Here is a 14,684-nt window from a genome sequence, read left to right on the forward strand (position 1 = left end):
GGTTGAAGGGAAGCCGATAGGGCGCCCGATCGCCAGATACGGATAGGAAGGGACGACCATGAAGCAGTACCTGCTCTCGGTTCACAGCTACGCCAACAACGCCGTCAACGTGAGTGACGCGGACATGGAACGGCTGTACGCCCAGACCGGCGCGGTCAACGAGAAGATGAAGGAGGCCGGTGTCTGGGTCTTCGCGAACGGGCTGACCGAACCGTCGGATGCGACGGTGGTCCGCAGCGTGGGCGGCAAGGTCACCGCTACCGACGGCCCGTACCTGGAGACCAAGGAACATCTCGGCGGCTTCTGGATCATCAACGCCCCCGACCTCGACGCGGCCCTGAAATGGGCTGCCGAAGGATCGGCGGCCTGCGAGGAGCCTGTCGAGGTGCGTCCCTTCCAGGACCAGGAGGCCTGACATGAGCCGCTACATGTTGTCGATCGTCTACGCGCCCGGTGCGCTCCAGCCCGACGAGTCGGCGCTGGAAACCATTGGCGCCGATGTACAGGCGCTCACCCGTCGCATGCAGGAAGCGGGGGTGTGGCTGTTCGCGGCCGGTCTGCAGCCTGCCGACACCGCCACGATGGTCGTCGCCGGCGCATCCGGCCACACCACCACCGACGGGCCGTACACCGAAACCAAGGAACAGCTTGGGGGATTCAGCATCATCGATGTGCCGACGCTGGCCGAGGCACAGCAGTGGGCGGCCGAGGTATCCCGTGCGGTGTGGTGCCCCATTGAGGTGCGCGGCCTGGACCGGGGCTGCGGCGAGGTCGACTGAGATCAGGCAGACGAGGCCGGGCGGTCGCGCTCCAGTACCGCCTCGGCTTCGTCGGCCTGTTGCAGCAGGATCGGGTCGACGGTGTCATCGAGGGCCCGTGCTAACAGGCGCGAGGCCAGCGTGACCGTCAATTGCTTTGCTCGCGAGGCATTTTCGGCAATATTCTCCCAATCGCCGGAGGTGTAGCCGGACTCGACGAAGGGCTGCCACACGTCGGCCACGTACGCACCCAAGAGCAGCTGTGCGATCTGATGCTGGAGCCGGTCTACCTCGCGCAGGGTCTCGGATATACGAGTCAACGACATGCCCGCCGTCACCAGTAGGTCGACGGTGTCGAGAGTCTCCGGGTCTCGAACCGATACCGTCTTCTTGTCGATATCGGACACCAGGCCCGCCTCGGCGAGCATCGCATCGGCACCCACGCCGAGGCGTTTGATCAGCTCGGCACGCGGCATCACCACGGGCGCGCCGGTGGCGAAGGGGCTCAGGGCCTCGGCGACCATCTTGCGGACGCTGTCTTCGGAGCCGCCGCCGGAATCGATGACCCGGCGGATGACATCGAGCGGAAAGCCCTGGGATTTCAGGTTTTTGACGTGGTTGATGATCGCGACGTGCTCGTCGGAGTAGATGCCGACGCGGCCCCGCTTCTCGGGAGGGGGTACCAGTCCGAGTGTCTGACACTCGCGGATGTTGCGCGCCGTCATGGCCACCCGCTGTGCCAGCTGGTCGATAGTCAGGTCCATCAGGTCTAAAGATTACCCCATTGTCCGTTACGGAAGTTTCCGTTATGTTTATATCTGGAACGTCAACGGAGAGGATCCCCATGACCGTCGCTGCCCAGGCGAGTTACCCGAAGACCCGACGGATTGCATTCCGGTTCGATGAGCCAGATTCTGCACAAAGGTATTTCGCGAACAACGACATCGCGTTCAGTCATACGGTGGCGTTCCTGTCGGCAGTTTTTCCGCCAGGGGAGGACATCTTCGTCCGCTCGGTGCGACGGTATCGCGACAAGATCACCGATCCCGATCTGAAGAAGCGGGTGGCCGGGTTTATCGGCCAGGAAATGACACATGGGCTGCATCACCGCGATCTCAACAAGCAACTCGCTGAAATGGGCTATCCGACCGCGTGGTTCGAGTACATCCTGAACAGCACCGAACGGCTGGAGAAGTTTCTCGACGAGCAATACCCCGACCCGGACAGGTGCCGCAGGTTCCGGCACCTGCTGTTGGCGTTCACTGTCGGCGCCGAGCACTTCACCGCGGTGCTGGCCGAGAACGTGCTGAGTCGTCCGGAACTGCAGCACATGATGACCGATCCCGAAATCAAGAATCTGCTCAACTGGCACGCCATCGAGGAGCTGGAGCACAAGTCGGTTGCCTTCGATGTCTACCGCACCATCGGTGGGTCAGAAACGTTACGTATCAACATGATGCGGGTGCTGGCCAATATCGTGATACCGGTCGGCGTGCTCTCTTCCTGGGTTTCGATCCTGACCACCGATCCTGTCGGCCGAAAGCAGCCATGGCGTGTGCTGCGCGAAACCGTTGGTGTGGTCCGGGGTCCCCTGCTGCGCGGCTTCTATCGGGAGATGAAGCCATTCACGCGCAGGGGATTTCATCCCGATGACATCGACACCAACGCCCTCCTGGTCGAATGGCAAGAAAGGCTCTTCGGTACCAATGGGGAGCTTGTGGATCACCTGAAATGACGCTCAAACACGACATGCGGCTGGTGCGCACCACCACAAGCCCGGTGGTGCGGTCCATCGTGACGAATGCGTCGAATGAACTGCGTGCCAAGGTGCGCCGCCGCGTGTTCCCCGGCGTGCAGGAGACCACCTTCGATCCCATGGATCCGCAGACCGCAGCCAATCCTCACGTCGGCTATCGGGCACTGCTGGCCGGCGGCCGCGTGCACTACAACCGCAAGCGCAACATCTTCATCTTGTGCCGTTACGAGGATGTGCGGGCGGCCGCCCGTAACGACGCGCTGCTGTCGAATCGGGATGGAGTGGTGCGGGCCCGGTTTGATGTGCCCGTCCTGTTGAATATGGACCGGCCACGACATACCGAACTGCGGCGTAGGGCGCTGCCCGGGTTTACTCGCGGTGCCCTGGAGGGCTGGGCGCCCACCGTGGACCAGCTGGCCGCCGAGCTGGTGACCGACCTGCTCGACAATCCTGGTTGGGATGTCGTTGAACATCTTGCGGTTCCCTTGCCGATGCGGATGATCGCGCACATTCTGGGCATACCACCCGAAGATGAGGCGTTTTTCCGCCACTGGTCCAACGAGTCGGTCCGCGTCGCCGATGTGCAGTTCTCCCTCAAGGGTGTTGGTCAGGTTCCGGGGACTCTCAACGGAGTCCGGCATCTGCACGACTACTTCATGACCCAGCTCGGCAAGGGCAATCTGCTGGGGTCAGACACCATGTTGGGCAAGCTGGTTGCCGATGCAGGTGAAGGTCAGATCAGCCACGACGAGCTGTTCTACTTCACGCTGCTGCTCCTGTTGGCGGGCAACGAGACCACCACGAATTTGTTGAGCACCATGTTTCTGACCATGTCGGAGAACCCGGACCAGTTCGAGCTCGTCAGGTCCGACCCGCAGCTTCTTGCCGGAGCGGTGGAGGAGCAGCTGCGCTACTCCTCGCCGATTCAGAACTTCTATCGAACTGCGGCACAGGACTATTGCGTAGGTGACGCGGTGATTCCGGCGGGGTCGCGCGTCGCCCTATTGTGGGGTGCGGCCAACCGCGACCCACGCGAGTTCGAGGACCCTGATCGCTTTCTCGCCGCCCGGCCCGTCAGTCAGCATGTGGCGTTCGGCTCGGGTGTGCACCTGTGTCTGGGCGCGGGGCTGGCCCGCATGGAGGGACAGGCCGTGTTGCGTGAGCTCGTCAATCGGGTGGAACGCATCGAGATCACCGACGAGCCGCGATGGACTACCAACAGTTCGTTGCGCGGTCTCGAGGAGCTGCGCGTGCGTGCCGTGCCCCGCTAGCCCAGACCCGCGCGCGCATCACCCCCGGCGCCGTCGACTGGTCTTCGGGACAGGCCGACCGAACCCGCGTCGGGGCTGGCCGATGTGGCCGCCGCGATCGCCACGGACTCGTTGACACCCGGATAGCTGGGCCTTAGGGCAACGGGCTCACGGGTCGTATTGTGTTGCTTGGCTTTTCGTGCTGCGGCCAGTAGGTTGAGCGCCTCGACGAGAATCGCAAACGCCATCGGGCCGTAGATCATGGCTTTGTCGATCTTGATGCCGAATCCGTCGGCGATGAGGAACACCCCGATCAGTAGCAGGAAGGACAGTGCGAGCATCTTGACCGTCGGATGCCGATTGACGAAGGCGAAGACGAACCGGGAGGCGAACAGCATGATCGCGAAGGAGAGCACCACGACGGTGACGATGATGATCATGTTGCTTGTCATGCCGACCGCCGTGATGACCGAGTCGAGTGAGAACACCAGGTCCAACAGCAGGATTTGCACCAATACGGACTTAAATGTGGTTCCTCCGGTGGATGATTCGCTCTCGTCTGTGGCACCTTCGAGCTTGAGGTGTATCTCGTGGACGGCCTTGTAGACCAGGAACAGCCCACCGGCGATCAGGATGAAGTCCTTGATCGAGAAGCCATGGCCGAACAGTTCGAGAACGTCTTCTTTGAGGGTGATGATCCAGCCCGCCAGGAAGACCAGGCCGACCCGCATGACCATTGCCAGCGTGAGTCCTAGATTGCGCGCCCGCGCCTGCTCGCCGGCGGGCAGCTTGCTGGCGAGGATCGAGATGAAGATGACATTGTCGATACCCAGCACCACCTCCAGCACAAACAGGGTGAGGAAGACGGCCACCAGGTCTGGGGTTAGTGCGAGGGTGAAGTCCACGCGGCGCATAGTACGGGGTGGGGGTATCCGGAGGATGACGTTTGCGCGCTACCCTAGAGGCGGAGAGAAAAACACTCCGTTTGGGCAGAGTCAGCCCGCTCCAGTGGGACGTATGTAATAGTCGAACTACCCAGTAGCTTACTCTGGAGTAAGTTCGCGTTCACGCCCGAAGCTCGGAGGCAGCAATGGCCGGTGGTACCAAGCGGCTGCCCCGTGCTGTTCGGGAGCAGCAGATGCTGGATGCCGCGGTGCAGGAGTTCGCGCTCAACGGTTTCCGGGATACTTCGATGGATGCCATCGCCGCGGCGGCCAAGATCTCCAAGCCGATGCTCTACCTGTATTACGGCTCCAAGGAAGATCTCTTCGTAGCCTGCTTGCGTCGTGAACTCGGCCGATTCGTGGAAGCGGTGCGTGGCGATATCGATCTGACCCAATCGCCTCGAGATGTGTTGAGCACCACGGTTGTGTCGTTTCTCGACTACGTCGATACCCACCGGGCTTCGTGGATCGTGATCTACGGACAGGCCACCAGTACACAGCTTTTCGCCAAGCAGGTGCGTGAGGGTCGGGACAGGATCATCGAATTGGTGGCCAGGCTGATCAAGGCCGCCTCCCCGGAGATCGACCCCGACACCGATTACGACGCCATGGCGGTGGCGCTTGTCGGCGGTGGTGAGGCCGTCGCATCGCGAGTGGCCACGGGCGATATCAAGGTCGAGAGTGCCAAGGACACGTTGCTCAACCTGGGTTGGCGCGGTCTGCGCGGTCGTCCACGCGATGAACCCGTGGCCAAGCGCGCCTAAGGCGTCACACCAGGTAGTAGAGCTTGTCCTGGTGCGTCGTCGCGTCCGAGGCTGTCTCCTCCAACCGCGTTTGCGCGTACCTGACGGCCCGCAGTGTCGCCGAGAACTCCTTGTCCTCCTCGGGGAACACCTGCTCGGCCGGCAGCCATTGGGTGAATCCGACATTCTTAAGCAGCGCAAGCGAATCCGGGCGAACCCCGGCCAGTAGGACGGTCACCCCGCGCTCCTGTTGCTCCCTGATGAAGTGTTCGAGACGTTCGATGCAGACGACGTCGGGGTGGCGCACCCGTTTCAGTCTCAGGATGACCACCTTGAGATTTTCGTCGCGGATCCGGGTGTGTAGAGCGTCCAGATAGCGATCGAGTTCTGGTGCCGCACCGAAGAACAGCTCACCCTCCAGGTCGTAGATGACGGGTGACGCCGCACCGGCGGTGCCGTCCTGCGGGGTCCGCTCGCGGATGACACCCTCGTCGGTCACGACGAGTTCGGCCGCCTTCAGCTTGGCCGCGCGGGGCACGAACAACAGGATCGAGAGCACCACGCCGACCAGCACCGCGGTGTCCAGGTTGACGGCCACACCAACCAGCGCCGTGATGATGACCAGGCCGGCGTCGTATCGTGACGCTTTCACGGCGTAGGCGAGCCGCCGGAAGTCCACCAACCGCACGGCGGTGACCAGCAGCAGGCCTGCGAGGGCGGCCTGTGGGATATAGCGGAGCAGGGGAGCGAAGAGCAGCAGCGCGATGGTTACCGTTGCCGCACTGATGATTCCGGAAAACCTGGTGGCAGCACCCGATTGGTAGTTGATCGCGGAACGGGACAGTGAGCCCGAGCCGGGCAGGCTCTGGAAGAAGCCGCCGGTCAAGTTGGCCAGACCTTCGGCGAGGATCTGCCGGTTGTAGTCGATCTGCTGCCCGGTGTGGTGCGCGATGGCCTTGGCGATGGACAACGCCTCGATCAGGCCGATGAACGCGATGGCCAGCGCGCCATGCGACAGCTCGCCAAGGGTGCTCACCTGTACGTCGGGGATATGGAACTCCGGGAGGCTGGCCGGGATCTTGCCGGAGATCTTCACATCGGTGTGCCCAGTCCCATCGGGGACCGTCCAGCCGTAGGCGTAGGCGATGACGGCGGTGACGATCAGCACCAGCAGCATGTCGATCTGCGGTAGTCCGTAGCGCTGGACCAGCCGGCGCAGCAGCACCGCCAACACCACCGCCGAGACGCTCAAGACCAGCGCCCGGTAGTTCACCGCATCGCCGTGGAACAAGGTGAGCCAGGCGCGCTGCAGCACCTGCATGTGCCCATCTCCCTTGTCGCGCACGCCGATTGCGTTGGCCAATTGGCCGATGGCGAGCAGCAGGGCGGCACTTGCCATGAATCCGATGACGACGGACTCGGAGATGTACCGGGTGAGATCGCCGAGCTTGAAGACGGCGATGAGAATCTGGATCGTGCCCACCAGGACGCCCAGGAGGAACAGCGCCTCGAATAGGCCGGTGCGGTTCTCCGGATCCAAGAAGGCCAGCGAGCTGAACACCAGCAGCGAGATTGCGCTGGTCGGTCCGTTGATGAGGTGCGACGAGGAGCCGAATATCGAAGCGATGGTGGTGACCACGATCGCGGAGTAGACGCCGTACTTGGGGTCGACCCCGGCGATCAGTGCGTAGGCCATGGCCTGAGGCAGTGAAATCGCCGCCACGGTCAGACCGGCGACGATGTCACGACGGGCCTTGAGCGCGTCGTAGTTCTCGAATAGTCCCAGTGTCGAAGGCATCTAACGCCCCTGTCTGTCGGAGGCGAAGGTCGTGGTGCCGCGATCGGTGTTGCGCGGGATCGTCTCGTAGATTCCGTTGTCGGAGAAGAATTTCTGACGCGCGTCGTCCCAGCTGGACGCGATCGCAGTGATGGGGAACAGGGTGATCGCGGGCAGCGTATTGCTGTGGCGGGCAAGGATTTCGGGCTTGAACGGGCGATAGCCGCGCTGAGCGGCGACCTCCTGTGCCTCGTCGGTGAAGAGATACTCCAGATAGGCCTTGGCTATTGCGGCCCGCTTGGTATCGCCCAGATTGGCGTCCACCCAGGCGACCGCCGGTTCGGCGCGAATACTCACCGGCGGATAGACGATCTCGAGTTCGTTCTTGTTGGCGTCGACCTCGTTGATCGCCTCGTTCTCCCACGTCAGGTGCACATCGCCGAGCCGCTGAACCGAGAACGTGTTGGTGGCTCCGCGCGCTCCGCTGTCGAGGGCTGCGACGTTCCGGAACAGCGCGGCGAGATAGGCACGCGCATCGGTCTCCGTCCCGCCTCGTGTCACGACCGATCCCCAGGCGGCCAGCACGGAGAGTTGTCCATTGCCCGAGGTGCGGGGATTCGGCGTGATGACGGAGACGTTTTCCTTGACGAGATCCGGCCAGTCATGGATGCCACGCGGATTGCCCTTGCGGACGACGAAGACGATGGTCGAGGTGTACGGGACGGAGTTGTTGGGCAGCCGCTGCCGCCAGTTCGGCGCGATCAGCCCGCGCAGGCTCAGCGTGTCCACGTCGCTGACGGACGCCAGCGACACCACGTCCGCGTGCTGACTGCCGTCCAGCACACTGCGGGCCTGCCGGGCCGAGCCACCGTTGGTGCGCTTGATCTCGATCGTCTTGCCGGTCTTGTCCTTGTACCGCTTGGTGAAGGTGCCGTCGAGAACGTTGTAGAGCTCGCGCGTCGGGTCATACGAGACGTTGAGCAGTTGATCGGTGCGGTGGTCGGGCAGATTCTTGACCACCACCAGGGTCGCCGCCACAAGGACGGCGACCACGCCGAGGATGTTCAACAGGGGGAGCCGCTGCAGCAGCGCCCGCCAGTCGACGGGTGGCGCTTCGGGGTGATCCTCGTCTGCCGGCACGACGTACTCCTTGAATTTGCTGCAGGAAGTGACGAGCGATCGTAACGATCGGTTCGCCGAAGTACAGCCGTCGTGATCAGCGTGAGTATTACTCGGGTTAGCTTGCCGGTGACCATTGGGGGTTGCGGCCGGTGAAGGCGATGAGCTTCACGAGGTTCGAGGAGTCGTCGGATACCTGTACCTCGTCGGCGAAGAAGTCCCCGTCGCGGCGCTCCGGCTGGATGATCATGCGCGCCGATTCCAGGACGCTGTCGGTGAGTTCGTCCATCGGATCGAACTCCTGACCGGTGGCGGCGGCGTAATCCCAGGCGTGGACCAGGAACTCCGAGCTCAGGATGCACACGGCGACTTCGGCGGGGTACTCGCCGATCGGCAGGGTCACCGTTCCCTCGATGCCGCGCCGCTGCCAGGCGTCTACCGCCGCCTGTGACTGGGGTAGGAGTCGGTCGGCCGCGGAACCCTCAGTGGTGACGGCGATGTCGGCACCGGCCCCGCTGCCGAGCAGCGTGATGGAGTTCTGCAGATGCTCGGTGAGCTGGGCGACGGTGAACTTGGCGTTGGGTGTCTGCTTGTCGTTGTCTGCTTCGGTGAGTCGGCTGACGACCTCGTGTAGGGCCGCGCGGGCGTTAGCGACGGTCTCGAGGGGGCTGAGTGCTGTGGTCATGAGGGCTCCTATGTCAGAGGGGGATCTCTACCTCTATGACGAAGAGACCGCCCCGGATCCGACAACTCATCGCATCGGAGTGGGACGCGTTCTCGAGGGATATAGCCCTCCGGCCCACCTCTATGCGACAACCCGCACGGGGGTGTCCCGGTTGTCGCATAGAGGTGGGCACGCCGTAGGTGTGCTTCCGCGCCGGAACGCAGAAGGCCCGCGACCTGATTGCGGTCGCGGGCCCTCGGAAGATGCTTGATCAGAGCGGGGTGATGCTCCCGGTCACGTGGGGATCACCGTTGCGCGGATTGCGGACGGCGATATCCCAGCCGTTTCCATCCTTCTCGATCCACACGCCCACCGCGGCGGGTAGCAGGACCGGCTTGCCGAACTTCACGTCATAGCGCACGGCGTCGGGAATCTCGCCCTGGATGTTACCGAGAACTGCTGCAGCGGTGAACATTCCGTGAGCTATCGCCTTCGGGAAGCCGAGCACCTTGGCGCCGATCGACGAGGTGTGGATCGGGTTGTGGTCCCCGCCCACCGACGCGTAGCGGCGAATCTGGCCACCGCTGATCCGTAGCGTCGAGTTCGGTGGCGGCAGCTTGACGGCCTTCGGCGGCTCGGGCTTCGGCCCGCCCGAGAGGCTGGTGCGCTGCTGGCGCAGGAATGTCATGGTCTGCTGCCATACCGTGTCGGTCCCGATGGTGATGTCGGTCTGGACATCGACCAGCAGACCCTTGCGATGCTCGCGCAGGTTCTCGGCCCGCACCTCGATGTCGACGATGTCGGTCGCGGTGATGGCGCGGTGCTGGGTGATGTGGTTCTCCAGGTGCACTGTGCCGATTGCCGGGAACGGGAAGTCCAGGCTCGCTACCAGCGACATCACCGACGGGAACTGCAGGGTGAACGGATAGGTCACCGGCACCTTGTCGGAGAAGGTCAGACCGGTCACCTGTGCGTAGGCGGCCACATTCGCGGGGTCGATCTTCACGCCCTGGGTGCGCACCACGCGGGTGGGGAGGGTAGAGGGACGTGGGATGAACGGCAGTGCACCCACTGCCGCCATCACCATGTTCTGAAGCCCGGACGGCTGAGCCATGTCAGGCCCCCAGCCAAGACTGGCCGCAGACCCGAACCACGTTGCCGGTCACCGCATTCGAAGCGGGGCTGGCAAAGTAGGCGATGGTCTCGGCGACATCCACCGGCTCGCCACCCTGGTTCAGCGAGTTGATGCGGCGACCCACCTCACGGTTGGCCAGCGGGATGGCGGCGGTCATCTTGGTCTCGATGAAGCCCGGCGCGACGGCGTTGATGGTGATGCCCTTTTCGGCCAGTGACGGGGCCAGCGCCTGGGTGATGCCGATCATGCCGGCCTTGGTGGCGCCGTAGTTGGTCTGGCCGCGGTTACCGGCGATGCCTGCGATGGAGGCCAGGCCGATGATGCGTCCGCCGTCACCGATGGTGCCGTTCTCGATGAGCCCCTCGGTCAAGCGTTGCGGTGCGAGCAGGTTCACGGCGATGACGGAGTCCCAGCGCGCATCGTCCATGTTGGCCAGCAGCTTGTCGCGGGTGATACCGGCGTTGTTGACCAGGATGTCGGCCTTGCCGCCGTGGTGTTCCTTGAGATGTGCGGTGATCTGGTCGATGGCATCGGCTGCGGTGACGTCCAACGCCAACGACGTTCCGCCGACCTTCTGGGCGACAGCGGTCAGGTCGTCCGAGGGCATGTCGATCGCGACAACGGCGGCGCCGTCACGGGCGAACACCTCGGCGATGGTCTCACCGATACCGCGGGCGGCACCGGTCACGATGGCGACCTTGCCGGCCAGCGGCTTGTCCCAATCGGCGGGCGGGGTGGAGTCGTCCGCGCCCACGTAGAACACCTGTCCGTCCACGTAGGTGGACTTGGCCGACAGGATGAAACGGACGGTCGACTCCAGGCCGGTGGCGGCGGTCTTGGCATCGGGGTGCACGTACACCAGCTGCACGGTGGCGCCGTTACCGAACTCCTTGGCCAGCGAGCGGGTGAAGCCCTCCAGGGCACGCTGGGCGATGCGCTCATCGGTGGTGCCGGCCTTGTCCGGAGTGGTACCGATGACCAGCAGGCGACCCGACTTGCCGACATTGCGCAGCAGCGGCGTGAAGAACTCGTGCAATTGCTTGAGCTCTACCGGGGTGGTGATGCCGGTGGCGTCGAACACCAGGGCACCGAACTTGTCGGCCCAGCGACCGCCGAGGTTGTTGGAGACCAGCTCGTAGTCGTCGGCCAAGGCGGCGCGCAGCGGCTCGGCGAGGCGGCCCTCGCCGCCGATCAGCACGGGGCCGGCCAGCGCGGGCTGACCCTTCTTGTAGCGGCGCAACTTCTCGGGCTGCGGGATACCCAGGCGGCCGGCGAGCAGGTTGCCGGGCCCGGAGTTGACCAGCAGCGCGTAGAGGTCGTCAGTGAGCTTGGGGGACATGTGCCATTCCTTAATGGTTGAGCGAGTGGTTGTCCGTGATTGGTCTAGGGTGAATTCGACAAAGAACTTACTCCAGAGTAAGAATGCTCGGTAATCCTGCCCCCTCAACAGTGGAGAGACAAGTGGCAACTAGCTCGGCTCGCAAGTCAGACGCTTCGCAAGGTCGCCGCCGCGTCGCGGTTCTCGGTGGTAACCGCATACCCTTCGCACGTTCGGACGGCGCGTACGCAAACGCCTCCAACCAGGACATGTTGACCGCCGCCATCACTGGGGCATCCGATCGCTTCAACCTCAAGGGCGAGCGTCTGGGCGCCGTCATCGCGGGCGCCGTCCTCAAGCTGAGCCGTGATTTCAATCTCACCCGTGAATCGGTGCTGGGCAGCCCGCTGTCGCCGTACACCCAGGCCTTCGACCTGCAGCAGGCCTGCGGCACGGGTCTGCAGGCGGCCATCGTGGGCGCCGACGGCATCGCGCTGGGCCGTTACGAGTCGGTGCTGGCCGGTGGTGTCGACACCACCTCCGATGCGCCCATCAACTTCGGTGATGACCTTCGCCACACTCTGCTGGCGATCCGTCGCGCCAAGGACAACGTCACTCGGCTCAAGCTGCTCGGCAAGCTGCCGGCCGCCCTGGGGGTCGATATCCCGCAGAACGGCGAGCCGCGCACCGGCCTGTCCATGGGTGAGCACGCCGCCATCACCGCCAAGCAGACGGGCGTCAAGCGCACCGACCAGGATGCGCTGGCCGCCGCCAGCCACCAGAAGATGGCCGCTGCCTACGACCGCGGCTTCTTTGACGACCTGATCAGCCCGTTCCTGGGGCTGTACCGCGACGACAACCTGCGCCCGAATTCGAGTGTGGAGAAGTTGGCCACGCTGAAGCCAGTATTCGGCGTGAAGCACGGCGACGCCACCATGACCGCGGGTAACTCCACCCCGCTGACCGACGGTGCCTCGGTGGCGCTGCTGTCCAGCGAGGAGTGGGCGGCCGAGCGCGGTCTGCCGGTGCTGGCCTACTTTGTCGACGGTGAGACCGCGGCCGTGGACTACATCAACGGTCCCGACGGTCTGCTGATGGCCCCGACCTACGCGGTGCCGCGTCTGCTGGCCCGCAACGGTCTTACCCTGCAGGACTTTGATTTCTACGAGATCCACGAGGCCTTCGCCTCGGTGGTGCTCGCAACGCTGCAGGCCTGGGAGTCGGCGGACTACTGCAAGGAGCGCCTCGGCCTGGATAAGCCGCTGGGCGCCATCGATCGGAGCAAGCTCAACGTCAACGGCTCCTCGCTGGCGGCCGGGCACCCGTTCGCGGCCACCGGTGGCCGCATCGTGGCGCAGCTGGCCAAGCAGCTCGCCGAGAAGAAAGCTCAGAACGGCGGGACCGGTACCTACCGCGGCCTGATCTCGGTGTGCGCCGCGGGTGGTCAGGGTGTGACCGCCATCCTGGAAGCCTGAGTGTTCTAGACCGCTAGTCCAGACCCCCGGTCCTCGGCGTCAAGCCTGTGACCGGGGGTTTTGACGTTCCTGAGGCATCGCGAAAAAAAGTTTCAAGATTTTCTGGGCAGGGTGTAACGCTCCCGGAGTGGGTGTCGATACATGGGTAGCCTCGTGCCACCGTCCGACCCCCCGACCCGACGGCGGCGCGAGGCTACCTAATTTTTCAGGCCCCCACGGTCACCAGCCGTTTCGGATATCCGGTCGCTCCGTCGGGCACCGGCGAGGCGATCTGATCGGTCTGTACCGACCCGGTACCGTCGGTGGCCCGTGCGGTGATGACGTGTTCACCCGGTGTTGCCTGCCAGCCGAACCACCATTGACGCCAGGTATCCACGGAGTATTCCGGAGCCAGGCGAGCGGGCTGCCACGGACCGTCGTCGACTCGCACCTCCACCTTCGTGATGCCGCGATGCTGCGCCCATGCCGTCCCCGCCACGATCTGCGTGCCCGTGTCCAGGCGTCGACCGGTCTGGGGTGTGTCGATGCGGCAGCCGGTCTTGATGGGGCCGCGAGCCGACCATCCGCGGACGGTCCAGTACGCGTCTGCCTTGTCGAATCGCGTGATCTCCCAGTCGACGACCCACTTGGTGGCGGACACATAGCCATACAGCCCGGGCACCACTTGGCGGACGGGGTAGCCGTGCTCGACGGGTAGTGGTGTGCCGTTCATCGCGATGGCGAGTATGGCGTCGCGGCCGTCGGTGAGCACTTCGAGCGGGGTTCCGGCCGTCCAACCATCGGCACTCTTGGACAACAACATGTCGGCGTCGGCATGAACGCCAACGGATTCCAGAATTGGCTTGATGGGGAAGCCGGTCCACATCGCGTTGCCGATGAGGTCTCCGCCGATCTCGTTGGAGACACAAGTCAGGGTGACGGCGCGTTCGGTCGCCGCCATGGCGTTCAGGTCGGCCCACGTCAGCGTGCGTGGACGATCGACCATGCCGTGAATGTTGAGCTGCCATTCGGCGGTGGTCACCTGGGGCACCCGCAGCGCCGTGTCGATTCGGTAGAAGTCCGCATTGCTCGTGATGTAGGGAACCGCTCCCTTGACGTTGATGCCGTCGGGCACGGGAGGGGCGGGTGCCACGGGTGCGGGAACCGTGGCTTCTCGACGTTCCTCGGCGACCACGGTGCCCTTGCTCCAGCGACTGCCGAGCCAATAGACCCCCGCCGATCCGATCGCGAAAAGCGCTGCTGCCCCGAAGAATGTGCGCCGGTCCGGTGCATCCTGATCCCCAGCGCGGTTGACCAGTGCGCGCAGTACCAGAACGCCCGCCGCGGCCGCTATGACCGAGGGCCAGATCCAGGTGAACTCTCCCGTCGGGCGGGTTGCCGCGGCGAAGGCTCCGAAAACGCCGAGCATCCCGATGAGTATTGAGCCGTATCGCCGCTTGCCCTCGACCAGACCCGCCGTTGCGGCAAGCAGGGCGATGAACGCAGACAAACACGTGAACAAGACGGCCTTGTCTGAGGTGCCGAAGACGCCGATGACCCATTCGCGCACGGCGGCAGGGGTGTGGTCGACAACGGTGTTCCCGACCGCGTAGAAGGGCGCGGAATCCGGTGCGATGGCGGCGGCAGCTAGTTGTCCGGCGGCGAGCGCTGCTCCCGCAGCGATCAGTCCCGCGATGATCCGTCGTGCTGCGTGCTCCATCGTCACCTCCCGTTGGGTTTCACTCTTCTCCTGCTGTCAACGAGCC

At 64.1% G+C, this 14,684-nt stretch carries 14 protein-coding genes; 6 read left to right on the forward strand and 8 right to left on the reverse strand.

All coding sequences use genetic code 11. The annotated features are described in order from the left end of the window. Positions 1 to 58 precede the first annotated feature (58 nt). Together B4393_RS08845 and B4393_RS08850 are read left to right on the forward strand one after the other, a co-directional pair. Entirely contained in the window at positions 59 to 415 is a 357-nt protein-coding gene (locus tag B4393_RS08845) for a YciI family protein (protein WP_070938045.1), read from the forward strand. A gap of 1 nt (position 416) precedes the next feature. Beyond that, positions 417 to 779, forward strand: coding sequence for a YciI family protein (locus B4393_RS08850; protein ID WP_078333794.1), 363 nt, complete (start codon positions 417 to 419; stop codon positions 777 to 779). A gap of 2 nt (positions 780 to 781) precedes the next feature. Here B4393_RS08850 and B4393_RS08855 read toward each other — a convergent pair whose 3' ends face one another. After that, entirely contained in the window at positions 782 to 1,522 is a 741-nt protein-coding gene (locus B4393_RS08855) for a MerR family transcriptional regulator (protein WP_078333795.1), read from the reverse strand. 80 nt (positions 1,523 to 1,602) lie between these two features. Between B4393_RS08855 and B4393_RS08860 the strand changes: the two genes are divergently transcribed. Both B4393_RS08860 and B4393_RS08865 read left to right on the forward strand, forming a co-directional pair. Continuing rightward, positions 1,603 to 2,493 carry a metal-dependent hydrolase gene (locus B4393_RS08860; RefSeq protein WP_078333796.1) on the forward strand — a complete coding sequence of 297 codons (891 nt, stop codon included), beginning with the start codon at positions 1,603 to 1,605 and terminating at the stop codon, positions 2,491 to 2,493. Beyond that, complete coding sequence (locus tag B4393_RS08865) at positions 2,490 to 3,785, forward strand: cytochrome P450 (protein WP_236743135.1); 1,296 nt, start codon at positions 2,490 to 2,492, stop codon at positions 3,783 to 3,785. Before B4393_RS08860 ends, B4393_RS08865 begins: the two co-directional genes overlap by 4 nt. Here the strand turns inward: B4393_RS08865 and B4393_RS08870 are convergent. Beyond that, positions 3,782 to 4,669, reverse strand: coding sequence for a TerC family protein (locus B4393_RS08870; protein ID WP_078333987.1), 888 nt, complete (start codon positions 4,667 to 4,669; stop codon positions 3,782 to 3,784). The two genes, B4393_RS08865 and B4393_RS08870, sit on opposite strands and share 4 nt — an antisense overlap. A gap of 185 nt (positions 4,670 to 4,854) precedes the next feature. Between B4393_RS08870 and B4393_RS08875 the strand changes: the two genes are divergently transcribed. Continuing rightward, positions 4,855 to 5,472 carry a TetR/AcrR family transcriptional regulator gene (locus tag B4393_RS08875; RefSeq protein ID WP_070938050.1) on the forward strand — a complete coding sequence of 206 codons (618 nt, stop codon included), beginning with the start codon at positions 4,855 to 4,857 and terminating at the stop codon, positions 5,470 to 5,472. A 4-nt stretch (positions 5,473 to 5,476) separates the two neighbouring features. Here B4393_RS08875 and B4393_RS08880 read toward each other — a convergent pair whose 3' ends face one another. The 5 genes from B4393_RS08880 to B4393_RS08900 all read right to left on the reverse strand — a co-directional run bounded on the left by B4393_RS08880 (position 5,477) and on the right by B4393_RS08900 (position 11,485). Further along, a complete protein-coding gene (locus B4393_RS08880) occupies positions 5,477 to 7,249 on the reverse strand; it encodes a SulP family inorganic anion transporter (protein WP_078333797.1) in 1,773 nt (590 codons plus the stop codon). Beyond that, positions 7,250 to 8,368, reverse strand: coding sequence for a sulfate ABC transporter substrate-binding protein (locus B4393_RS08885; RefSeq protein ID WP_078333798.1), 1,119 nt, complete (start codon positions 8,366 to 8,368; stop codon positions 7,250 to 7,252). 97 nt (positions 8,369 to 8,465) lie between these two features. Beyond that, positions 8,466 to 9,032 carry a TIGR03086 family metal-binding protein gene (locus tag B4393_RS08890; RefSeq protein WP_078333799.1) on the reverse strand — a complete coding sequence of 189 codons (567 nt, stop codon included), beginning with the start codon at positions 9,030 to 9,032 and terminating at the stop codon, positions 8,466 to 8,468. A 250-nt stretch (positions 9,033 to 9,282) separates the two neighbouring features. Then, complete coding sequence (locus B4393_RS08895; RefSeq protein ID WP_078281150.1) at positions 9,283 to 10,125, reverse strand: MaoC/PaaZ C-terminal domain-containing protein; 843 nt, start codon at positions 10,123 to 10,125, stop codon at positions 9,283 to 9,285. Between the two features lies 1 nt (position 10,126). Continuing rightward, the gene (locus tag B4393_RS08900) at positions 10,127 to 11,485 is read right to left on the reverse strand and encodes a 3-oxoacyl-ACP reductase (protein WP_078333800.1); all 1,359 of its coding nucleotides are present in this window, start codon (positions 11,483 to 11,485) and stop codon (positions 10,127 to 10,129) included. A gap of 122 nt (positions 11,486 to 11,607) precedes the next feature. Here B4393_RS08900 and B4393_RS08905 point away from each other — a divergent pair, with 122 nt between their 5' ends. After that, a complete protein-coding gene (locus B4393_RS08905) occupies positions 11,608 to 12,939 on the forward strand; it encodes an acetyl-CoA C-acetyltransferase (RefSeq protein WP_078333801.1) in 1,332 nt (443 codons plus the stop codon). Positions 12,940 to 13,144: 205 nt separating this feature from the next. On the opposite strand, the gene B4393_RS08910 is transcribed toward B4393_RS08905, so the two are convergent. After that, on the reverse strand, positions 13,145 to 14,638 hold the full coding sequence (locus tag B4393_RS08910) for a molybdopterin-dependent oxidoreductase (protein WP_078333988.1): 1,494 nt from the start codon (positions 14,636 to 14,638) through the stop codon (positions 13,145 to 13,147). Positions 14,639 to 14,684 lie beyond the last annotated feature (46 nt).

Origin of the sequence: Mycobacteroides franklinii (genome assembly GCF_002013895.1) — a bacterium.
GTDB lineage: Bacteria > Actinomycetota > Actinomycetes > Mycobacteriales > Mycobacteriaceae > Mycobacterium > Mycobacterium franklinii.